Source organism: Janthinobacterium sp. PSPC1-1, from assembly GCF_049897625.1.
Lineage (GTDB): Bacteria > Pseudomonadota > Gammaproteobacteria > Burkholderiales > Burkholderiaceae_D > Janthinobacterium > Janthinobacterium tructae.
The window spans coordinates 776,035-796,107 of sequence record NZ_JAFCWP010000001.1 but is presented as its reverse complement, the minus strand read 5'-3'; the positions used below and the strand labels follow the sequence as shown (position 1 = coordinate 796,107).

Sequence of the window (20,073 nt, the reverse complement as noted above, 5' to 3'; positions counted from 1 at the left end):
TTTTTGCAAGAACGCTGATTTTTACGAAAGAAAAGAATGACATTTGAATCCTTAGGCCTGCATCCGTCCATCATCGCCGCTCTGACCGAATCGGGCTACACCGCGCCAACCGCGGTACAGTCGCAAGCGATTCCAGCCGCGATCGAAGGCCGTGACCTGCTGGTCTCGTCGCAGACCGGTTCGGGCAAGACCGCAGCTTTCATGCTGCCGTCGCTGCACAAACTGGCCAGCGCCGAACAAAGCGCCGCCAGCAAAACGCCGAACCAGGAAATGCAAGCATCGCGCGCCCGCGGCGAGCGTCCACGCTTCAAAGCTGCCCAGCCAAAAATGCTGGTGCTGACGCCAACGCGCGAACTGGCCCTGCAAGTGACCACCAACACCGACAAGTACAGCACCGGCATCCGCCGCATCAAGGCTGTGTCGATCCTGGGTGGCATGCCTTACCCTAAACAGATGCAATTGCTGGCCAAGAATCCTGAGATTCTGGTCGCCACCCCTGGTCGTCTGATCGACCACATGGACTCGGGCAAGATCGACTTCTCGCAACTGGAAATCCTGGTGCTGGACGAAGCCGACCGCATGCTGGACATGGGTTTCATCGACGACATCGAAAAAATCGTGGACGCGACGCCAGAAGGCCGTCAAACCATGCTGTTCTCGGCAACGCTGGACGGCGTGGTTGGCAACATGGCGCGCCGCATCACGAAAAACCCGCTGGTCATCCAGATCGCCGGTTCGTCGAACAAGCATGAAAACATCACCCAGCGCGTCCACTTCGTCGACGATCTGTCGCACAAGAATCGCCTGCTGGACCACCTGCTGCGCGACGAAACCCTGGACCAGGCTGTTGTGTTTACCGCCACCAAGCGTGACGCCGACACCATCGCCGACCGTCTGAACATCGCCGGCTTCTCGGCTGCCGCCTTGCACGGCGACATGCATCAGGGCGCGCGCAACCGCACCCTGGACGGCATGCGCCGCGGCCAGGTCAAAGTGCTGGTCGCCACCGACGTTGCCGCCCGCGGCATCGACGTACCGACGATCACCCACGTGTTCAACTACGATCTGCCGAAGTTCCCGGAAGACTACGTCCACCGCATCGGCCGTACCGGCCGCGCTGGCCGCAATGGCCTGGCCATCTCGCTGGTGAACCACGCTGAAGGCATGAACGTCAAGCGCATCGAACGCTTCACCAAGCAATTGATCCCGGTCAATGTCATCGAAGGTTTCGAGCCTAAGAAAACGGCGTCGGCACCACGTTCGAGCGCCCGTCCAGGCGGCTGGAAACCAGGCGACAACCGTGGCGGCGCGAAGCCAGCGCAACGCACGTTCAGCAAGCCAGGTGCACCACGCAAAGACGGCGCACCTAGCACCGGCGGCGGCTACAAGGGTTCCAACCCGCGCAGCACCGACGGCGCACGCCGCAGCTACGGCGACCGTTAATCACGGCGCCATGCCGCCAGCAGGCGGCAGGCAATAAAAAAACGGCCACCAGATCACTCTGGTGGCCGTTTTTTCATGTCCACTGCATTTATTTCTTCGACACCTTCTGGCGCGACAGCTTGCGCAGCTTGGCCTGCTCGAAGCGCACCTGCTGCTCCGGCGTTTCCAGCACCAGCGGCGGCACGGCCACGGGCTTGCGGTTGGTGTCCACGGCCACCATCGTGAAATAGCAGCTGTTGGCGTGGCGCACCAGGCGCTGCTGGATGTTTTCCGTCACCACGCGGATGCCCACTTCCATCGAGGTCGTGCCCGTGTAATTGATCGAGGCGAGGAACGTCACCAGCTCGCCCACGTGGATAGGCTGCAGGAACATCACCTGATCCACAGACAGGGTCACCACATAGCTGCCCGAATAGCGGCTGGCGCAGGCGTAGGCGACGCTATCGAGGTATTTCAGGATGGTGCCGCCGTGCACGTTGCCGGAAAAGTTGGCCATATCGGGCGTCATCAGGACCGTCATCGTCAGTTCGTGGGCCGACCAGTTCATCGCGCTGTCCAAAGTGTTCTCCAAAGGGGAAATAAGAAAAAGAGTGGGATGTGAAAACCGGCCTCAGGGGCCGGCGGCAAAGCGTAGCGTCTATCCCGGTAGGGGGCGTCTTCTGCTGGGATAGGCTCTACAGGCCCAGGGTGTCGATGTCGGCCAGCGAGTCGCGGCCCTTGTCGGAAATGTCGTGACCCTCGCCTTCCGCGCGTGCCACGATGTGGGCTTTCTTGCCCAGGAAATAGGCCACGTCCGATTCCAGCTTGGTCAGCGGATCGGCGGCGACGGCGCGCAGCCCCATGATGCAGCGGCGCAGGAACAGCAGCTGTTGTGCTTTCTCGGTGATGGACAGACGGCCATCGCGTGCATAGCTGAGCAGCTTCAGGCCGGACAGGCGTTTGGCGTTGCGGGCAACGCAAGCACTGGGGCGCTCGGTCTTGATGCCGCGTGCAACTTGCTCCAGCGCGTCATATTCATCGGTTGTTAATTTCTCGTTCTTCATTACTTTTCCATAAAAGGCCAGGTGTTCGGCCCCCATGGTACGCGCCCCGCTGCGCATCGGCAACAGGCAACGTGAATCTAGCGCCGCCCGCCAGCCGGCCAGGCGGCGGAAACACGGGCGTGATGAGCGTTATTTGTAGCTGCGCAGCAGCAGCCATGCCAGTCCGCAACCAGCCACGGCGCCCGCCAGGGCCAGCGCTGCGAGGTTTTTGCTGGTGATCACAGGGCGCCGGCCCAGGTAGATTTTGTTATGCAAGGAATTGCCCATGATGGTCTCCTGTACAAGAATTTTTATGATGTCTCATTATAAGAACAGAATCGTGACGGCCACATGACACACAGCAGTTAGCGCTTGATTTGTATCCACTCGGCAACGTTTATTGGTATTTTTGTTGTTTAATTGGCGTGGCGATCCCGCCGACCGCGCAATCCATTTCCGACCAGAAATAAACAGCGCGCGGCAGTGGCCTCGCCGCTCAGGTGCGTTCAGGCGTGCGGCAACTTGCTGTCAGCCCATCCTGACGGGCGGCGGTGGTGGCGTCGGTTCCTCGACGGGCACGGGCTCCGTGTGCGGCGGCTTTTCCGGCGGCGGCGTCAGCGGATCGCCTTCGGGCGGCGGCGGGATGTCTGGTTCAGGCGTGCTGTGCGCATGCAGCGGGGCATGACGGGATGGTAGTTGCATGGTGACCTCCTTTGCCCCACTCTAGCCGATGACAGGAAAGACTGGCGCCCGCGAGCCGCGCCATAGGCCGGCTAAAACGTCGATTTTTTTTACACAAGCACGAAGAATGGCATCCCTGCTTTTATAAGCTGTTGAATTCAAATACAAATATTACATGGTACGAATTCTGCTTCAAGGGCGTATGAGGTTATCTGAGGCAGCCGCCACAGTGACCTGGTCCGATCAACCCTCACGCTGAAGGAAATGCCATGAAAACGCTGTCCTCATTCCTGCGTCTCGCTCTCTCCGCGGCCACCATCGGCGCCGCGCTGATCAGTGCTCCCGCATTCGCTGGTCCTTTGTTCACCGTCAATGAAGGTTCCGTCCCCGGTACCGCAGCCAATCTGGTGGTGGCCGACCGCATCAGCTTTGAATATCACGCGCGCGTCGAACAAACCATCGTTGGCGGTTTGGGTGGCGGCAACGATCCCTTCACTCAAACAGGCTTTCTGAGCAAGGCCGCTTTCGGCAGTCCCACTGGCGGCAGCGTTCCGTCGCAACTGAACGCCCTGAATGGCTATGGCATCTATGGCCTGTTCAGCATCACCGGTCAGTCCGATACGCTGGCTGGAGGGATCCACGCTACCTTTCAAACCCTGACCATGACCTTGTACATCGACCCCAACCAGGACACGTCACTGTCGGTCAGTAACGTCGCAGGCTCGCCGGTGAATGTGGGTGGCGTCTCCGGGGATGACTATGCGATCGTGACCTACACGCTCGACGTGGGCGAAGCACACATTTTCGCCGGCCTGGCCCAGGGCGACTTCAAGGCCTTGCTTAACGCCACATTGACGCCGCAAGGACAGTTGTTCTTCGTCAACCCCAACCCGTTTTTCCCACTGGAGTCCCTCAGCGGGAATACCAACAGCTTCATCGGCGGCAGCCTGACCAACAGTTTCGTCGCGATGGCCGACGGTGGCGGCCTGGAATTATTCCAGGCCGCTGTACCTGAACCAGGCACCATCGCCCTGCTCGGTATCGGCCTGTTTGGCCTGGGCCTGACTGCGCGCCGCCAGCAAGGCGGGCAACGCCAGGCTTGAGATGCGATCATCCAGTCTGAAAGCCGCTGATGTCCTCAGCGGCTTTTTTCGCTGCGGCAAGCGGCAAGCCCATGCCGCTCACGCAAGCGTCCTCCCGTTGACCGGCGCCACCAGCAAGTCTTGCAGCGGCCGGCGCAAGGAGCGCGCCTGGGCCGCCGGGCCGGCGCCGATGCGGCCAAGGAACACGGCCCGATCAAACGCCACCGCACCCAGCACGGCCTGGCATTGCAGCGCCAGTTCCTGCGCCAGCTCCAGCATGCCGTCGGTGCGCGAAAAGGCCCGCCGTTCGCGCACATAACGGGCGAAGATCAGCGGCGTCAGTTCCGGCTGTAACTGCAGGCCCAGCTGCGTGGCCGTCAGCCAGAAGCGCTGCATGGCCCTGCCCGCCGCAACGTAATCATCGATGTGACGCGGCGGCGCCTCGGCCAGCAGCACGAAATGCGCGGCGCAATACAGGCCCGGCAGCAAGTCCATCTGCAGACGCGGGGCAATGGTGCCTCCCAGCCAGGTATTGAAAAAATCCACGCGGCGCCAGCTGTGCATGACCCAGCGCATCAGCCGCGCCGTCATCGGGTCCACGCCCAGCGCCTGCTCCGGGATGCGGTCGGTGCTGAAGCGCGCGCCCCACTCGATGACGTCGCGGTGTACCTTGTGCGCTTCGGGCATGGTCAGGCGCAGCTTCGCATTGTCGAACATCAGGCGCGCACAGGCCAGGCGCATGCGCCAGCCTTCGAACCACTGCACGCTGTAGCCGGGCGGCAAGCTGGCCGCCAGCGCCGCCTTTTCGCTGGCGCGCAGGCGGCGCGTGCTGAGCCGTCGCCGCTGCACGCTGCGCTGCGGCAGGAAGGCCGCCAGCGGGTCGGGCAACATGCCGGGGCTGTCGACAAAGCGCACGTCAAACGTGGGCAAGGTGTCGGGCAAGCCGCCGTGCCGGCGCGCTTCCATGCGCAAGCCATGGCTGCTGGCCGCCAGCGCCATACTTTCGAGCAAGGCGCCCAGCGACAGCTGGCTGGGATGGCCGTCGAGGTCGTACACGCAGTGGCTGCGCGTATCGAAGCCATGCACGACGACATGGCGCGGGTCCACGACTTCAAAACGCCATGGCTGCGTGTTGTCGCCGCTGGGTGCCCAGCGCGCCTGGTCGAGGATGTTTTCCAGCACAGAATCGATCTGCGCGATCAGCGGTGCTTGTGCCATCATGCCCCCTGCGCCGCGCGCCGCCGCTTGATGATGGCCATCGTCAGGCGTTGCAGCGGATGACGGTTGCCGCCGGGACGCCAGGTACGCACGAGCTTGTTGCGGTAGGCGTCGAAATGCATGCCGTGCGGCGCGGCCATCACCTTGCCGCGCTTCAAGAGTATTTTCAGCGCCTCGGTGGCGGCCGCGCCCGCGCACAGCTGGCAGCCCATGATGGTCGACGGTCCGCGCCGCTCCTTCAGGTTGATGGCCGACGGGTCGACCAGGTAGGGGCCGTGCAAGCCGGCCGGCGCCAGCCCGACGAGAAAGCGCAGAGCTTTTTCTTCTTCGGGCAAGTCGCCCCAGCCAAAATACTCTTCGAACGTCATGCCGCCGGGCATGAAGCTGAGCACGGCCGTGCCCATGCCCAGCGGCGCGGCCGTGATGGCGGGGATACCCAGGCGCGCGCAAGTGGCGAAGGTGGCCTGGCGCGCGGGGAAGGCAAAGAAATCCAGGCCGTCCACATACAGGTCGACACCGGCAAAAAACTCCGCCAGGTTGCTGTCGTGTATGCCGTCAGGAAATTGTTTAATCTCCAGTTCGGGATTGATGTCCGTCGCCATCTGCGCCAGCACGGCCACCTTGGGCTGGCCCAGGGTGGAGACCATGGCGCCGGCCTGGCGGTTGAAGTTGGCGATATCGAAGGTATCGAAATCGGCGATGTGAAAAGCGCCGATGCCCAGCCGCGCCAGGGTCAGCAAATGCACGCCGCCCACACCGCCCATGCCGGCAATGGCCACGCGCTTGCCGCGCAGGCTGTCCTGCTCCGCCTGCGTGACCCAGCCCAGGTTGCGGGCAAACGCCGCCTGATAGGAAAAACCGTCTGTCATGCTCACCTCTTCTGTGCATCCGCTAAGGACCAAGAATGGTTTGACAGACGCTCGGGCGATAAGTTCCCGCTATGACGACAGCTTAGCGCGCCAGACGGCGCGGCGCTGCCGGCGCCGTGCGCGAGGGTGGCGCGGCATGCCGCGCCACTGCACCGACCTTGAACACGCTGACGATCTGCGCCAGCCCGGCCGCCTGCTCGTTCATCGCCTGCGCCGCCGCCGAAGCCTGCTCGACCAGGGCCGAGTTTTGCTGCGTCATGTTATCCATCTCGACGATGGCCTGGTTGATCTGCTCGATGCCGGCGCTCTGCTCGGCGCTGGCCGAGGAAATCTCGGCCACGATATCGGTCACATGCTGCACGCTGGAAACGACTTTCTCCATCGTCTCGCCCGCCAGCGCCACGAGTTTTTCACCGGCCCCCACTTGCTCGGCGGAACTGTCGATCAATTGCTTGATTTCCTTGGCGGCGGCAGCCGAACGCTGCGCCAGGTTGCGCACCTCGCTGGCGACGACGGCGAAGCCACGCCCCTGCTCGCCCGCGCGCGCAGCTTCCACGGCCGCATTCAAGGCCAAAATATTCGTCTGGAAGGCGATACCGTCGATGACGGCAATGATGTCACCGATCTTTTTCGACGAGGCATTGATGGCGCCCATGGTATCGACCACCTGGCTCACCACGCCGCCCGCCTGGGTCGCCACTTGCGAGGCAGAAATAGCCAGCTGGTTGGCCTGGCGCGCATTGTCCGCATTCTGGCGCACCGTCGAGGTCATTTCTTCCATGGTCGAGGCCGTTTCTTCCAGCGAGCCCGCCTGCTGCTCCGTGCGCGCCGACAGGTCGTGGTTGCCGGAAGCGATCTCGCCGGACGCCGTGGAAATGGCATCCGCATCGTTGCGCACCTGGCTCACCAGATGCGCCAGGTTGTCGCGCATGGCCTTGATCGCCATCAGCAAGCTCGACGTGTCGCCGGGGCGCGTGTCGATCTGCGTGGTCAGATCGCCCTGGGCAATTTGCGCCACGATGGCCGCTGCATAGTCGGGTTCACCACCGAGCTGGGCCAGGATACGGCGCAGCATCAGGGCCGCCAGGGCGCCCACCACCAGCATCAGCGCGCCGCCAATGGCCAGCAGCACGCCAGCCTGGGCCCAGAACTTGTGGTTGATGTCATCGATGTAGGTGCCCGTGCCGATCAGCCAATCCCATGGCGCAAATTTCACCACGGCATACATCTTCGCCACCGGGTCCTTCACACCGGGACGCGTGCCGTCCGCCTGCACCAGGCCGATGCGGCTGGTGGCCAGCGCTGCCCGGTAGCGGTCGCCCGACTGCTTCATGTTCTTTTGCGGCGTGCCGATGCGCGACGCATTCGGATGCACGTACAGCAAGTCGGTGCTGAAATCGCGCACAAAGTAATACATCTCATCCTTGACGAAGCTGCCGATGGCCAGCTTGGCCTGCTGCTGGGCCTGTTCACGCGTGAGCTTGCCCGACTGTTCCAGCGCATACGCCTTTTCCACCGAGGCGTTGGCCAATTCCACCAGCACCGTCAATTGCTCGACCCTTTCGGCCATCATGGTCTGGCGCAGGGAATACAGAGAGAATGACGCGATAAGGACGATGCCTAGCAAGGTGCTGAAACACAGGAGGAGAATGCGCGAACGGAGTGTCATGGGAGCCTGGGTAGAAAATAAAGCGTGGAATTATAAACAATTTCCCAATGGAAATCTTTTCAGAAAAGCAAAGCGGGCGGCGCTACCAGGCTGATGCCTGGCAGGCACCGCCCGCTTTATTGCTACTCGCTTGTTACTGGCGGATCACGCCAGCGCTTCCTTGGCCGCCTCTTCCGGCGTCAAGCCGTCGTAGAACTGGTCGGTAAACCACTCGACCTGCTCTTCAATGTGGTCTTGCGCCTGTGCCACGGTGGCGCCGCCGGCCACCAGGAAGCCTTCAACCTCGATACACCAGTTGATCAATTCCAGGGTTTCCGGATCGAGTTCTTCTTTCTTAGCCATCGTATTTCCTTGCTTGTTAAATTGCGATCACATCCATCAGCAGCAGTTTAACAGCTTCGCCGCCCTGCCGCCCCTGCAATACAACAATGAAGATTACTTAGAGGCAACGTTCTTACGTTCCGGATACAGCACCACCTGCACATAATTGTGCAGGTCCAGGTAGCGCTGCGCCGCCAGTTTGACGGCTTGCGGCGTGATGGCCCGCACGCGCTGCGCGTAGCGCAGGATCTGCGCGGGATCGCGGCCTTGCGTCACGGAACCCATCAGTTGGTTCATCCAGTAATTATTTTCCCGCAAGGATTTCTGCTGGCGTGTGATCCAGTTCAGCTTGACCTTTTCCAGGTCGGCCACGGACGGCCCCTCGGCCTTCATCTTGTTGATTTCGGCAAAGGCGGCGGCGATCACCTTGTCCACATTTTCCGGCCCCGTCGGCAAGTTCAGCGCCACCGAATAATGGCCATACGGATGCTGGCCCATGGACGTTTCGAAGCCGCCGCCATAGATCATGCTCATCTTTTCGCGCAGCACTTCGATGACTTTCAGGTTCAACACCTCGCCCAGCGCCTGCAGGGTCAGCTTTTGCTCGTCCGAATATGCCGCGTCGCCATTGAAGGTGATGGAAATCGTGCTTTTGGGCTCGCTGCCCATGTAGATATCCTTCTTGACGATCCCTGTCACCGGACGCATGCCCACGTCGCGGTAGGCGTGCGGCACCTCGGCCACGGGCAAGGTGCCCAGGTAGCTGGCGATCAGGGGCTTGATCTTCTCGAGCTCGAAGCTGCCCGTGAAGATGAAGGTCATGTCGCGCGCGCTGGAAAAGCGCTGGCGGAAGATGTCCAGCGAGCGCTCCAGGCCCACCTTGTCGAAGTCGGCCGCGCGCGGCACGCCATCGACGCGCGGGTTGTCGCCAAACGTGGCGTGCTGGACGGCATCGTAAAACACGGCTTCCGGCTGCGCCATGCTGTTTTTCGCCAGGTCCTGCTGCTTGCCGATGAAGGATTGGTACAGGCCCACATCCTTGCGCACGTCATGGAAATACAGATACACGAGTTGCAGCATGGCTTCCACGTCGGCGCTGCTGGCCGAGCCGCCAAAGCCTTCGCTCAGTTCGCCCAGCGAGGCGCCCACGTTGACCGTCTTGCCGGCCAACACCTTTTGCAAGTCCAGCGGCGCCAGGTCTTTCAGGCCCATGCTGCCGACCACGGCGCTGGCATAGCGGGCGTTGTAGATGTCGGCGTCGCCGAACAGCGACTGGCCGCCGAAGCGGGTCGAACCCATCAGCACCTGGTCATTCTTGAAATCCGTGGGTTTCAACAGCACGCGCACGCCATTGCCCAGGGTCAGTTCCGTCACGCCGATGGCGCTATTCAACTTTTCAGCGACGATGCTACCGCCGGCCGGCGGGCCGTCCATCAGCTTGCTGGCCAGCACTTTTTCCGTGCGCGGCTCGACCTTTTGCCGCTCGGCTTGCGCCACGGCGTCGAGCAATTGCTGCTGCGTCGGGACGCTGGCGCCCGGTTTCGGCTCGGCGCCCATGAAGACCACCAGTTTCTTTTGCTGGTCGGGAATCACCCTGGCGACCGTCTCGTTGATTTCCTGCAAGGTCACCTGCGGCAAGAGTTCCTGCGCATACAGCAATTCATTGGCGATGCCGGGGATGGCTTCCTGCTCCAGGAAGTTGCGCGAATACTCGGCCACGAAGCCGGACGAATCGGACTTGTCGCGCTCGCTGTACGCGCGCTCGTAATTGCGCAGCATGTTCTTGCGCGCGCGGTCCAGCTCATCCTGGCTGAAACCGAAGCGGCGCGCCCGCTCATCTTCTTGCACCAGCGCGTCGACGGCCGGCTGCACGCCGCCCTTGCCCAGCAAGGCATATGCGCTGAACGATTCATAGCCGCGCACCAGCTTGCCCATGCTGCTGCCGCCCTGGATGAAGGGCGGGTTCGCTTGCTGCGTCAATTCCTGCATGCGCGCGCTGAGCATCTGGCCATACAGGTTTTCGATCATCTGGCGGCGGTAGTCGGCAATGGTGACGGGCTCCTGCGCGGCGCGGATCGGGTAGCGGATGAAGACAGTGTCGTCCGGCGCTTCCTTGTCCGTGATCACCAGCGCTTCCGTTTGCGAGCGCTGCGGCACTTCCGCATACAGGCGCGGACGCGGTTTCGCGGGATTTTTCAGCTTGCTGAAATGCTGCTGGATCAGCTTTTCAGCCTGTTTCGGCTCCACGTCACCGACCACCATCACGGCCATCAGGTCGGGGCGGTACCAATCCTTGTAGAAACGCTTGATGGCTTCCGGCTTGAACGTTTTCAAGACGGATTCCTTGCCGATCGGCATGCGCTGCGCATAGCGCGAACCGTTCAGCAGCTTCGGATACAGCACCTTGTTCATGCGGTCGCTGGCGCCCTTGCCCAGGCGCGCCTCTTCCAGCACGATGCCGCGCTCGCTGTTGATGTCGGCCGGATTGAATTTCAAGCCATGCGCCCAGTCTTCCAGCACGAGAAAACCCTTTTCCAGGTTGTCCTTCTTGTTCGTCGGAATCGGCAGCACGTAGACGGTTTCATCGAAACTCGTGTAGGCGTTCAGGTCGGCGCCGAACTTCACGCCGATCGATTGCAAATAGGAAATGAGCTCATTGCGCTTGAAATGCGTGGAGCCATTGAAGGCCATGTGTTCCGTGAAATGCGCCAGGCCTTGCTGGTCGTCATCTTCCAGGATGGAGCCGGCTTTCACCACCAGGCGCAATTCCACTTTCTGCGCGGGACGGGCATTTTTCTTGATGTAGTAGGTCAAGCCATTCGGCAATTTTCCGACGGTCACTTCTGGTGCCAGCGGCAGGGGATCGGTCAAACGGATTTCCGCCTGGGCCATGCAGGCGCATGCCAGCAAGACGGCGCCCGAGATCAGGCGTAATTTACTCAGCTTCATGTATTCTCAACGGTAAGATTCAGTAGACATACCTTACACTGAAATCGTCTTTCCGCCATTAAAAACAGCTTAGGAAAACTGCTGTGCCCTGGCAACTTTGCCGAATGACAAACTCAACACTGCCCTGCCACATTTTTTCAATTGTGCTAGAGTATTGCCGCCGGTCATGTGGACCGGCACAACAATACGTCTTCGGGGCGGGGTGCGATTCCCCACCGGCGGTAAGACCGGCAACGGTCAAGCCCGCGAGCGCTTGTCAGGTTTCGCCTGATGAGGTCAGCAGATCCGGTGTGATTCCGGGGCCGACGGTATAGTCCGGATGAAAGAAGATGTGCAGTAAACGCGATGTCCCATCGACCTGTCGATGCGGCCGGCTGCGTCTATTCGCTTGCCCTGCAGCGTTTTTCGCCTATGCGAGGAGCGTTTCACCATGTTAGTCAACAGCTATACCCTGCTTTCCAACGACCTGGAAGGTCGCATCCAGTCCGCCCTGGCCGCCATGCGCGCCGGCATTCCCGTCATCCTGCTCGATGATTTCGACCGTGAAAACGAAGCCGACCTGATCCTGTCTGCCGAGAAACTCACCAACGAAACCATGGCCCTCTTGATCCGCGAATGCAGCGGCATCGTCTGCCTGTGCCTGCCCACGGACGTCGTCAGCGCGCTGGAATTGCCGCCCATGTCGCCCGACAACGGCAGCCGCTACGGCACGCCGTTTACGGTATCCATCGAGGCGCGCGACGGCGTCACGACGGGCGTGTCGGCCGCTGACCGCGTGACCACCATCCGCGCCGCCATCGCGCCGAACGCCAAGCCGGCCGATCTGGTGCGCCCCGGCCACGTGTTCCCCCTGCGCGCCGCACCCGGTGGCGTGCTCGAGCGCCGTGGCCACACGGAAGGCTCGGTCGACCTGTCGCGCATGGCGGGCCTGAACCCGGCCGCCGTGCTGTGCGAACTGATGAACCCGGACGGCAGCATGATGCGCGGCGACGATATCGAACGCTTCGCCGAGCTGCATGGCATGCCGATCCTGACCATCGAAGAACTGGTGGAGTGGCGCAGCACGCGCGGACAGTAAGCCTGCTTCAGGCGGTGGCCACGGCCTTCGGCACATGCACGTGCCGATACACGAGGCCCGCCGCCAGGCCATACGCGACGGCAATCGTCGCGTAGGCCAGCGGCAAGCGCAGCGACCAGTCCGGCAGCATGTGCAGGATGCTGCCGATCAGGGCCACCCCCACCAGCGCGCCAATCTGCCGGTTCGCATTCAGGGCCGCCGCCGCGCTGTTCGCATGCTGCTTGCCGGCCACCCGCATCACGGTGGCCGTCATGGCGGGAATGGCAATGCCGATGGCCACGTTCATCACAGCCGTGCCCAGCGCCAGCCAGCCATATGGCGTGCCCGGACGCAAGCCCATCAGCAGCAAGGCCATCACGGCCCCCACCAGCAAGCCGGCCAGCATGGGCAAGCGCGTGCCATGACGCGCCGCGATACCGCCTGCCATGAAGTTCCCCACCGTATAGGCCGCCATCATCGGCAGCAATCGCAAGCCCGACTGCAAGGCATCGGCGCCGCCCGACTGCTGCAGGAACAGGCTCAATAAAAACAGCTGGCCGAAGACGCAGAAATTGATCAAAAAACCAACGCCATTGGCCGCGCCAAAGCTGCTGCTGTGAAACAGTTCACGCGGCAACAGCGGATGGCTGCCGCTGCGCTCGCGCCGCAGCAACTGCCAGGCCGACAGCAAGGTCAAGGCCCCCGCCGCCAGCACGCCGGGCGACAGCCAGCCCAGCACGGGCCCTTCAATCAGCACGAAACTGAGGCCCGCCAGCGCCGCCACGCCCAGCGCATGGCTGAACAGAGATAAATCGCGCGGCTGGCGCGCCGGCGCGGCCAGCAACAGCTGCGCCATGACGATGGCCAGCACGCCCAGCGGCACGTTGACCCAGAAGACGCTGCGCCAGCCGAACTGGTGCACGAGGATGCCGCCGATCAGGGGGCCGGACGCGCCAGCCACACCCACCAGCGCCGACCAGGCGCCCAGCATGCGCGTACGTTCGCGCTCGTCTTCAAAGCTGTGCGTCAGCAGGCTAAGCGAACTGGGCATGAACAAGGCCGCACCCGCGCCCTGCAGCAAGCGCGCCGCCGTCAAAAAATGCCCGTCGGGCGCGGCGCCGCACAACACCGAGCCGAGGATAAAGATGCCGAGGCCGCCCTGGTACACGGCTTTCGGCCCGTAGCGGTCGGCCAGCGCGCCGCCGGCCAGCAGCAGCGCGGCAAACGTCAAGGTGTAGCCGTCGACCACCCACACCAGGCCCGTCAGCGGGATGCTCAAGTCCAGGGCGATATCGGACAGCGCCACGTTGACGGCCGTGACGTCGAGCATGGCCATGACGAAGCCGAAGGCCAGGGTCAGCAGGATCAAGCCGCTGGCGCGGTGTGGTGTAGGGACAGACATGATATTTCCTTGCAGGGACAGCGGGCAGCCATTATGCGAGCGTTGAATAATGCAGTAAACAGGCATAAAATCGGCGCATTGATGCAAAAATGCATCAGCAAACAAGGACAAGGACTGGGCTCATGGATTGGGATAACGCGCGCATCTTTCTGGCCATCGGCCGCGCCGGCACCCTGCGCGGTGCCGCGGCCCTGTTGCGCATCGACCAGGCCACCTGCGGGCGCCGCCTGGCAGCACTGGAAAGCTCGCTGGGCGCCACCCTGTTCCTGCGCACGCCGTCGGGCTACGTGCCCACGCCGGCCGGCGAACTGGCGCTGACGGCGGCCGAAGCCATGGAGCGGGCGGCCGACAAACTGCAACGCGAGATGCAGGGCGTCGACAACCGTTTAAGCGGCCTGGTGCGCGTGGCCACCACCGACACCATGGCCAGCCATTTCGTCATCCGCGCCATGCAGCAGCTGCACGCGGCCCACCCGGACATCCGCATCGTGCTCAACGTGGCGCCCGCGCTGGCCAGCCTGACGCGGCGCGAAGCGGACCTGGCCGTGCGCGGCGTGCGCCCCACCGACCCGGACCTGATCTCGCGCCACCTGGTCAAGCGCAGCCTGGGCCTGTATGCGTCGAAAAGCTATCTGGCCGAACGGGGCGAACCCGTGCGCGGCACAGCGCTGGCCGGCCACGATATCGTCATCTACCACCAGTCCGTGACGCCCCGTCATGGGGAAAAAATCGCGGGAGAACCCGTCGCCAACGCCAGGGTCGCCATGGAAGTGAACTCGGCGGCGATGCTGCAGGAAGCCACGCGCGCAGGCCTGGGCGTGGCCGAGCTGGCCACCCACCTGGGCGATATCGACCCGCAACTGGTGCGCATCTGGCCCGAGCGGGCGGAAAGCTACGACGTGTGGCTGGTCATGCATGCCGACCTGAACCGTTCGGCACGCGTGCGCGCGGCGGCCGACGCCATCATTGCCAGCGTGGCCGGGCAATAGGCTAGCCCGCGCACGGCTGCACGGCCAGGGAATCGCTTGTATCGAACGCATCCAATGTTAAGATGCCATGATGACCCTATCCGTCTCCCTCATCATCAGCCTGCGCCGCCTGCACCGGGCCACCATGGCCTGGCTGGTTAGCTGGTGGCGCATGCTGCATTTCGCCACCCTCGTGTTTTCGCTGGCCCTGTCGCCATCGAGCTATAACCGCGACAACCGCCCCATCCTCGCGCACCGCCTGGTGACGAACACGGCGCCCAATCTCGTGTGGTTCAGCGTGGCCTGCGCGCTGGTCAGCCTGGTGCTGATCCGCATCGTCGTCGTCAGCGCGCAAAGCTACGGCCTGTCGCGCTATGCGCTGGAAATGGTGGTGCGCGTGCTGGTGCTGGAACTGATACCGCTGACGGCCGCCCTGTTCGTGGCCCTGCGCCTGACCCTGCCCGACGGCATTGCGTTCGCGCAAATGCGCTCTTCCGGCATGCTCGACACCATGCAGCGCCAGGGCGTCGACCTGCTGCGCCGTGAATACTTTCCGCGCGTCATGTCGGGCATCTTCGCCGTGTGGATGCTGGCCATCGTCAGCTGCGTCACTTCGCTGATCCTCGCGTATGTCACCATCTACGGTTTCACCCCGTGGGCGCTGCAAGGCTACACGCGGGTGGTGGGGCAAATCTTCAATCCGGCCGTGGCCCTGATCCTGATGCTCAAAGTCATCTTCTTCAGCTTTGCCGTGGCCCTGATCCCGCTGGCCTCTTCCTACTATCCGGAAGAGCCGCACAGCCGGCGCAACCGCCTGTGGGCCGCGCACGGCCTGTCCGAAATGCTGCGCCTGTTTTCCGTCATCCTGCTGATCGAAGTGGCTTCGCTGATGGGCAATTACTACTGATGCCCCGCCGCCGCCAGCGATCCCCGAACCACCCATACGAGAGCCAGAATCCATGAGCCAGAGCCAGCCCCCCAATCCCGACCAGGTCGACGTCACGGCGCCCGCCGGTCTCACGCCAGATGCCGTGCTGCCCGCCCCGCCGCCCGTGCGCCACGCCGAACTGAAGGCGGCCATCCTGCTCGTCTTCATGTTCGTGCTGGTGGTCGGCTCCGTCATCTACCTGATGTATGCGCGCGGCGCCTTCGAAGCCACGCAAACGCTGGTGCTGACGGCCGACGATTCGGACGGCGTCGGCGTGGGCGCTGACCTGACCTTTTCCGGCTTTCCCATCGGCCGCGTGCAGCGCATCGAACTGGCGCCGGACGGCCGCGCGCGCGTCATCATCGACGTGCCGCGCAAAGACGCGCACTGGCTGCGCAGCAGTTCCATCTTCACGCTGGAGCGTGGCATCGTCGGCGGCGCCAAGCTGCGCGCCTACAGCGGCATCCTGACGGACCCGCCGCTGCCCGACGACGCCACGCGCGACCTGCTGGTGGGCGACATGGCGGCGGAAATCCCGCGCCTGCTGGCCGCCGCGAAAGACTTGCTGAACAACCTGGGCAGCCTGACGGGCACCGATTCTCCGCTCGACGGCACTCTGCGCAATGTGCAGGCCGTGACGGGCAAATTGAGCGGTCCGGGCGGCGCCATGGGCTTGCTGACGGGTGACGACAAGCAGTCGCGCCTGCTGGTCGAGCGGGCCAACGCCTTATTGGTCACGGCGGATCAGCTGGCGCGCCGCACGGATGGCCTGGTGGCCAATGCCGACACGCGCGTGTTCGGCGAAAAAGGCGTGATGACGGATGCGCAGGCTACCATCGTGCAGCTGAACGCCCTGCTGGCCGACACCCGCAACAGCCTGAAAAAAGTCGACGCCGTGCTGGTCGAGGCACAAGCCGTGGGCGCCAACGCCAGGGCGGCAACAGCCGACCTGGGCCCGCTGCGCGCGGACGTGGAAAGCAATCTGCGCAAGGTCGAGCAGCTGGTCAATGAAATCAACCGCAAATGGCCGTTCAAGCGCAATCCGGAGATCAAACTGCCATGAGAAATATCAAACTCCTCCTGTCTGCCCTGGCTATGGCAGCGCTTGCCGCCTGTTCCAGCGGCCCGCCCGTGCCGGACTGGAAAATGAATGCGCAAAGTTCCGTCGAGCGCTTCCAGGCGGCCTATTTGAATGGCAACGCCCTGGTCGAACAGACGGAATTCCGGCGCGCCCGCAGCCAGGTGGCCGGCACGGGCAAGCTCGAGCTCGTGGCGCGCATCGAACTGCTGCGTTGCGCCGCGCGCGTGGCCAGCCTGGCCTTCGAGGACTGTGCCGGCTTCGACGCCCTGCAAGCGGACGCGCATGACGCCGACCGCGCGTATGCGGCTTACTTGGCCGGCAAGGCGCAAGCGGCCGACATCGCCCTGCTGCCGCAAGTGCAGCGCGCGCCAGCCGGTGCCGGCGCCGACACAGCCGCCGCCAGCGCCGTGGCGGCCATCAATGACCCGCTGTCGCAGCTGGTGGCGGCCGGCGTGCTGCTGCGCTCGGGCCGCGCCACGCCGGAGCTGCTCGACACGGCCGTGGCCACCGCCTCGGACCAGGGCTGGCGCCGCCCGCTGCTGGCGTGGCTGGGCGTGCAGCGCCTGCGCGCCGAACAGGCGGGCGACACGCAAGCGGCGCAGCGCATTGCGCGGCGCATGGCGATCGTCGAGCAGCCGCTGGCCCCCTGAGCGTGCCGATGGCGGCCCAAGACAGGCAGAATCAGGCATAATCAAGCCAGGATGACGGCAATGTGGTGCAGGCAGCGAGGTGTGACGATGCAGTTCGAGGATTTCGACTTTTCCAACCCCGAGGCCGGCAAGCACGGCGAGGGGCCGCCTGGCGATGGCACACCGGCCGCCACGGCCGTACGCCTGCAATACCTGCTCGACAATACGCCCTCCATCATCTATTGCACCGTGCCCAGCGGCGACTTCAAGATGACCTTTGTCAGCAACAATGCCTTGAACGTGCTGGGCTACCCGCCCGAAGACATGGTGGCCGACCCCAACTTCTGGTTCGACCACATCCACCCCGACGATGCGCCCGGCATTTTTTCCAGCCTGGCGCAGATCTTCGTCGAAGGCGCGCGCGCCTATGAATACCGTTTCCGCGTGCGCGACGGCAGCTATCTGTGGATGCACGACAGCCTGCGCCTGGTGCGCGACGAGCATGGCGTGCCGTTCGAGGTGATCGGCTCGCTGACGGACATCACGGAACGCAAGCGCATGGAAGCGATGCTGCAGGCACGCGGCGAAGAACAGCAACTACTGATCAGCAAGTTGCAGGAAGCGCACGACCAGTTGCTGCAATCGGAAAAAATGGCCTCCATCGGCCAGCTGGCAGCCGGTATCGCGCATGAAATCAACAACCCGATCGGTTTCGTCAATTCCAACATGAGTTCGCTGCAAGGCTATGTCGGCACCCTGTTCGGCGTCATCGGACAATATGAAGCGGCGATGCGCGAGACGCCCGACGGCCCTGCCCTGGCCGCACGCGTGGCCGAGGTGCGCGCGCAGGCCGACCTGACCTTCCTGCAGGACGACATGGTGGACCTGGTGCGCGAATCGATGGATGGCTTGAAGCGCGTGCGCGACATCGTGCAGGCGCTGAAGGATTTTTCCCATGTGGGCGAGACGGACTGGCAAGTGGCCAGCCTGCACGCGGGCCTGGACAGCACCCTCAATATCGTCGCCAACGAATTGAAATACAAGGCGCGCATCGAGAAACAGTATGGCGAACTGCCGCCGATACTGTGCCTGGCGTCGCAGCTGAACCAGGTGTTCATGAACCTGCTCGTCAACGCGGGCCAGGCCATCAGCAGCGACGGCGTGATCAGCATCCGCACCGGTCATGCGGACAACTGGGTGTGGGTGGAAATCGGCGACACGGGCGCCGGCATCGCGCCCGAGCACCTGAACCGCATCTTCGAGCCATTCTTCACCACCAAGGCGGTGGGCAGCGGCACGGGCCTGGGGCTGTCGCTGTCGTACGGCATCGTCAACAAGCATGGCGGGCGCATTGAGGTGGCGTCCGAAGTGGGCCAGGGCACGCGCTTTACCGTGCACCTGCCGCTGCAGCCGCCCACCGCCACGAACGCCTAGGCGTCTTTCGGCGGCGCGTACACGCGGATGCTCAGGCGCCCGCCATTCTTGCCTTCGAAATCGAGCAGCTGGGCAATCACGCGGGCCGTCAGCACGTGTTCGGCCGCCAGCAGCATCAGGCCATCGCGGCTGATCAGGTCGCGCGACAGCGTCATGCCCGGCTCCAGCTGGCCTGACAGCACGGTCAGGTCGCGCGCCGGCGGCTCCGTCTCCTCCATGATGCTGCGGAAAGCAGCCACCACGGCCGGGTCGTAGCGCTTGCCGACGCTGTCGTAGATCAGGGTGCGGGCTTCGTCGGCGCGCAGGCTGCGCTGCACCATGGCGCCGATCTGCAAGCCGTCGTAGTCGGACGCCAGCGCCAGGATGCGCGCGCCCATGGGTATGGCCAGGCCCACCAGGCCATCGGGAAAGCCGCCGCCGTCGAAGCGCTCCAGCTGCGAGCGCAGGATGACGGAGACGGCGCGCAGCTCGTCGAGCGCCATCAATAATTGTTCGGCGCGCAGCGGATGCTTGCGGAACGCGGCCAGCTGCTCGCCCGTCCAGGCGCTGGCCGGCAGTTCCAGTACATCGTCACTCAAGCTGAGCTTGCCGATATCCTTGAGCAGGGCCGCGATGAACACGTCGCGCGCTTCCTGCCCTTCCAGGCCCAGCGCCTGCGCCAGCTTGCGCGACAGCTCCGCCACCCGCCGCGCATGGCCGACGAGCTTGCCGCCGCGCATCTCGATCAGGTTGGAAAACACCTTGATCGTCGTCACGAACGTGGCCTTCAGGCGCTCATTGGCCGCCTGCACCTCGTCGTGCGACTGTTTCAGCTGCTGCGTGCGCGTCGCCACCTTCGCTTCCAGGCTGGCGTTGAGCGCCTGCAGCTGCACGTTCTGGCTGGCCGTCAGCGCTTCCAGGCGCAGTTTTTCCTGTTCCAGCGCGCGCCGTTCCAGCGCGTGGCGCACCACCAGCACGATATCGTTCTCGTCCCAGGGCTTGGTCACGTAGCGGTAGATTTCGCCCTGGTTGATGGCGTCGAGGATGGACTGGATATCGGCATAGCCCGTCAGCAGCAAGCGTATGGTGCCGGGCCAGCGCTGGCGCACCTGGGCCAGGAATTGCGCGCCATCCATCTGCGGCATGCGCATGTCGGAGATGACCAGGTCCACCGTCTCGCTCTCGAGCAGGGCCAGGCCCGCCGCGCCGCCGTCAGCCGTCAGCACGCGGTAGCCGTGCGGACGGAACAGCCGCCGCAGCGACGAGAGGATATTCGGTTCGTCGTCGACGCACAGGATGGTCGGTGGCGCGGCCGCAGTGCTGGTGCTGGTGCTCATGCTG

The 20,073-nt window shown here is 63.5% G+C and carries 19 protein-coding genes and 1 riboswitch; of the genes, 8 read left to right on the top strand and 11 right to left on the bottom strand.

All coding sequences use genetic code 11. The features are described 5' to 3' along the window. Positions 1-36 precede the first annotated feature (36 nt). A complete protein-coding gene (locus ACP7EG_RS03605) occupies positions 37-1,443 on the top strand; it encodes a DEAD/DEAH box helicase (RefSeq protein ID WP_071076465.1) in 1,407 nt (468 codons plus the stop codon). 88 nt (positions 1,444-1,531) lie between these two features. Here the strand turns inward: ACP7EG_RS03605 and ACP7EG_RS03600 are convergent, their stop codons facing one another. From ACP7EG_RS03600 to ACP7EG_RS03585, 4 genes are all read right to left on the bottom strand, one after another. Continuing rightward, positions 1,532-1,990, bottom strand: a complete 459-nt coding sequence (locus ACP7EG_RS03600) for an acyl-CoA thioesterase (RefSeq protein WP_071076982.1) — start codon at positions 1,988-1,990, stop codon at positions 1,532-1,534. 127 nt (positions 1,991-2,117) lie between these two features. Continuing rightward, positions 2,118-2,486, bottom strand: coding sequence for a hypothetical protein (locus ACP7EG_RS03595; protein WP_096236472.1), 369 nt, complete (start codon positions 2,484-2,486; stop codon positions 2,118-2,120). 129 nt (positions 2,487-2,615) lie between these two features. Beyond that, the gene (locus ACP7EG_RS03590) at positions 2,616-2,753 is read right to left on the bottom strand and encodes a hypothetical protein (RefSeq protein WP_170840448.1); all 138 of its coding nucleotides are present in this window, start codon (positions 2,751-2,753) and stop codon (positions 2,616-2,618) included. A 240-nt stretch (positions 2,754-2,993) separates the two neighbouring features. After that, positions 2,994-3,167: a hypothetical protein gene (locus ACP7EG_RS03585; RefSeq protein WP_426086455.1), complete on the bottom strand. Its 174-nt coding sequence runs from the start codon at positions 3,165-3,167 to the stop codon at positions 2,994-2,996. Between the two features lie 248 nt (positions 3,168-3,415). Here ACP7EG_RS03585 and pepA point away from each other — a divergent pair, with 248 nt between their 5' ends. Then, positions 3,416-4,249 carry a flocculation-associated PEP-CTERM protein PepA gene (pepA, locus tag ACP7EG_RS03580; protein ID WP_426086454.1) on the top strand — a complete coding sequence of 278 codons (834 nt, stop codon included), beginning with the start codon at positions 3,416-3,418 and terminating at the stop codon, positions 4,247-4,249. A 78-nt stretch (positions 4,250-4,327) separates the two neighbouring features. Here the strand turns inward: pepA and ACP7EG_RS03575 are convergent, their stop codons facing one another. The 5 genes from ACP7EG_RS03575 to ACP7EG_RS03555 all read right to left on the bottom strand — a co-directional run bounded on the left by ACP7EG_RS03575 (position 4,328) and on the right by ACP7EG_RS03555 (position 11,254). Further along, on the bottom strand, positions 4,328-5,449 hold the full coding sequence (locus tag ACP7EG_RS03575) for a nitroreductase family protein (RefSeq protein WP_426086453.1): 1,122 nt from the start codon (positions 5,447-5,449) through the stop codon (positions 4,328-4,330). Continuing rightward, positions 5,446-6,315, bottom strand: a complete 870-nt coding sequence (locus ACP7EG_RS03570) for a ThiF family adenylyltransferase (RefSeq protein ID WP_426086452.1) — start codon at positions 6,313-6,315, stop codon at positions 5,446-5,448. Before ACP7EG_RS03570 ends, ACP7EG_RS03575 begins: the two co-directional genes overlap by 4 nt. Before the next feature lie 82 nt (positions 6,316-6,397). Then, positions 6,398-7,984 carry a methyl-accepting chemotaxis protein gene (locus tag ACP7EG_RS03565; RefSeq protein WP_426086451.1) on the bottom strand — a complete coding sequence of 529 codons (1,587 nt, stop codon included), beginning with the start codon at positions 7,982-7,984 and terminating at the stop codon, positions 6,398-6,400. A 144-nt stretch (positions 7,985-8,128) separates the two neighbouring features. Further along, on the bottom strand, positions 8,129-8,326 hold the full coding sequence (locus ACP7EG_RS03560) for a hypothetical protein (RefSeq protein WP_010399555.1): 198 nt from the start codon (positions 8,324-8,326) through the stop codon (positions 8,129-8,131). A gap of 93 nt (positions 8,327-8,419) precedes the next feature. Then, positions 8,420-11,254 carry a M16 family metallopeptidase gene (locus ACP7EG_RS03555; RefSeq protein ID WP_426086450.1) on the bottom strand — a complete coding sequence of 945 codons (2,835 nt, stop codon included), beginning with the start codon at positions 11,252-11,254 and terminating at the stop codon, positions 8,420-8,422. A gap of 184 nt (positions 11,255-11,438) precedes the next feature. After that, positions 11,439-11,589, top strand: a riboswitch (FMN riboswitch). 95 nt (positions 11,590-11,684) lie between these two features. Between ACP7EG_RS03555 and ribB the strand changes: the two genes are divergently transcribed. Further along, positions 11,685-12,332: a 3,4-dihydroxy-2-butanone-4-phosphate synthase gene (gene ribB, locus ACP7EG_RS03550; RefSeq protein WP_426086449.1), complete on the top strand. Its 648-nt coding sequence runs from the start codon at positions 11,685-11,687 to the stop codon at positions 12,330-12,332. 7 nt (positions 12,333-12,339) lie between these two features. Here ribB and ACP7EG_RS03545 read toward each other — a convergent pair whose 3' ends face one another. Beyond that, complete coding sequence (locus ACP7EG_RS03545) at positions 12,340-13,713, bottom strand: MFS transporter (RefSeq protein WP_426086448.1); 1,374 nt, start codon at positions 13,711-13,713, stop codon at positions 12,340-12,342. A 122-nt stretch (positions 13,714-13,835) separates the two neighbouring features. Between ACP7EG_RS03545 and ACP7EG_RS03540 the strand changes: the two genes are divergently transcribed. The 5 genes from ACP7EG_RS03540 (at position 13,836) to ACP7EG_RS03520 (ending at position 18,753) form a co-directional block, all read left to right on the top strand. Beyond that, positions 13,836-14,702: a LysR family transcriptional regulator gene (locus tag ACP7EG_RS03540; RefSeq protein ID WP_426086447.1), complete on the top strand. Its 867-nt coding sequence runs from the start codon at positions 13,836-13,838 to the stop codon at positions 14,700-14,702. Between the two features lie 67 nt (positions 14,703-14,769). After that, entirely contained in the window at positions 14,770-15,588 is an 819-nt protein-coding gene (locus tag ACP7EG_RS03535) for an MlaE family ABC transporter permease (RefSeq protein ID WP_423245199.1), read from the top strand. Positions 15,589-15,640: 52 nt separating this feature from the next. Then, the gene (locus ACP7EG_RS03530) at positions 15,641-16,672 is read left to right on the top strand and encodes an MlaD family protein (protein WP_096236486.1); all 1,032 of its coding nucleotides are present in this window, start codon (positions 15,641-15,643) and stop codon (positions 16,670-16,672) included. Then, a complete protein-coding gene (locus ACP7EG_RS03525; RefSeq protein WP_426086446.1) occupies positions 16,669-17,340 on the top strand; it encodes a hypothetical protein in 672 nt (223 codons plus the stop codon). Before ACP7EG_RS03530 ends, ACP7EG_RS03525 begins: the two co-directional genes overlap by 4 nt. Before the next feature lie 87 nt (positions 17,341-17,427). Beyond that, complete coding sequence (locus tag ACP7EG_RS03520) at positions 17,428-18,753, top strand: ATP-binding protein (RefSeq protein WP_426087129.1); 1,326 nt, start codon at positions 17,428-17,430, stop codon at positions 18,751-18,753. Here ACP7EG_RS03520 and ACP7EG_RS03515 read toward each other — a convergent pair. After that, positions 18,750-20,069, bottom strand: a complete 1,320-nt coding sequence (locus ACP7EG_RS03515; RefSeq protein ID WP_426086445.1) for an HD domain-containing phosphohydrolase — start codon at positions 20,067-20,069, stop codon at positions 18,750-18,752. The genes ACP7EG_RS03520 and ACP7EG_RS03515 overlap by 4 nt on opposite strands. Positions 20,070-20,073: the final 4 nt, after the last annotated feature.

What these genes read in the sequence shown, in the direction of transcription:
- ACP7EG_RS03575 (WP_426086453.1), bottom strand. Translation starts at nt 5,449, where the DNA reads ATGATGGCACAAGCACCGCTGATCGCGCAGATCGATTCTGTGCTGGAA.
- ACP7EG_RS03515 (WP_426086445.1), bottom strand. Translation starts at nt 20,069, where the DNA reads ATGAGCACCAGCACCAGCACTGCGGCCGCGCCACCGACCATCCTGTGC.
- ACP7EG_RS03520 (WP_426087129.1), top strand. Translation starts at nt 17,428, where the DNA reads ATGCAGTTCGAGGATTTCGACTTTTCCAACCCCGAGGCCGGCAAGCAC.
- ACP7EG_RS03525 (WP_426086446.1), top strand. Translation starts at nt 16,669, where the DNA reads ATGAGAAATATCAAACTCCTCCTGTCTGCCCTGGCTATGGCAGCGCTT.
- ACP7EG_RS03600 (WP_071076982.1), bottom strand. Translation starts at nt 1,990, where the DNA reads ATGAACTGGTCGGCCCACGAACTGACGATGACGGTCCTGATGACGCCC.
- ACP7EG_RS03605 (WP_071076465.1), top strand. Translation starts at nt 37, where the DNA reads ATGACATTTGAATCCTTAGGCCTGCATCCGTCCATCATCGCCGCTCTG.
- ACP7EG_RS03560 (WP_010399555.1), bottom strand. Translation starts at nt 8,326, where the DNA reads ATGGCTAAGAAAGAAGAACTCGATCCGGAAACCCTGGAATTGATCAAC.
- ACP7EG_RS03545 (WP_426086448.1), bottom strand. Translation starts at nt 13,713, where the DNA reads ATGTCTGTCCCTACACCACACCGCGCCAGCGGCTTGATCCTGCTGACC.
- ACP7EG_RS03590 (WP_170840448.1), bottom strand. Translation starts at nt 2,753, where the DNA reads ATGGGCAATTCCTTGCATAACAAAATCTACCTGGGCCGGCGCCCTGTG.
- ribB (WP_426086449.1), top strand. Translation starts at nt 11,685, where the DNA reads ATGTTAGTCAACAGCTATACCCTGCTTTCCAACGACCTGGAAGGTCGC.
- ACP7EG_RS03565 (WP_426086451.1), bottom strand. Translation starts at nt 7,984, where the DNA reads ATGACACTCCGTTCGCGCATTCTCCTCCTGTGTTTCAGCACCTTGCTA.
- ACP7EG_RS03585 (WP_426086455.1), bottom strand. Translation starts at nt 3,167, where the DNA reads ATGCAACTACCATCCCGTCATGCCCCGCTGCATGCGCACAGCACGCCT.
- ACP7EG_RS03540 (WP_426086447.1), top strand. Translation starts at nt 13,836, where the DNA reads ATGGATTGGGATAACGCGCGCATCTTTCTGGCCATCGGCCGCGCCGGC.
- ACP7EG_RS03595 (WP_096236472.1), bottom strand. Translation starts at nt 2,486, where the DNA reads ATGAAGAACGAGAAATTAACAACCGATGAATATGACGCGCTGGAGCAA.
- pepA (WP_426086454.1), top strand. Translation starts at nt 3,416, where the DNA reads ATGAAAACGCTGTCCTCATTCCTGCGTCTCGCTCTCTCCGCGGCCACC.
- ACP7EG_RS03555 (WP_426086450.1), bottom strand. Translation starts at nt 11,254, where the DNA reads ATGAAGCTGAGTAAATTACGCCTGATCTCGGGCGCCGTCTTGCTGGCA.
- ACP7EG_RS03535 (WP_423245199.1), top strand. Translation starts at nt 14,770, where the DNA reads ATGATGACCCTATCCGTCTCCCTCATCATCAGCCTGCGCCGCCTGCAC.
- ACP7EG_RS03530 (WP_096236486.1), top strand. Translation starts at nt 15,641, where the DNA reads ATGAGCCAGAGCCAGCCCCCCAATCCCGACCAGGTCGACGTCACGGCG.
- ACP7EG_RS03570 (WP_426086452.1), bottom strand. Translation starts at nt 6,315, where the DNA reads ATGACAGACGGTTTTTCCTATCAGGCGGCGTTTGCCCGCAACCTGGGC.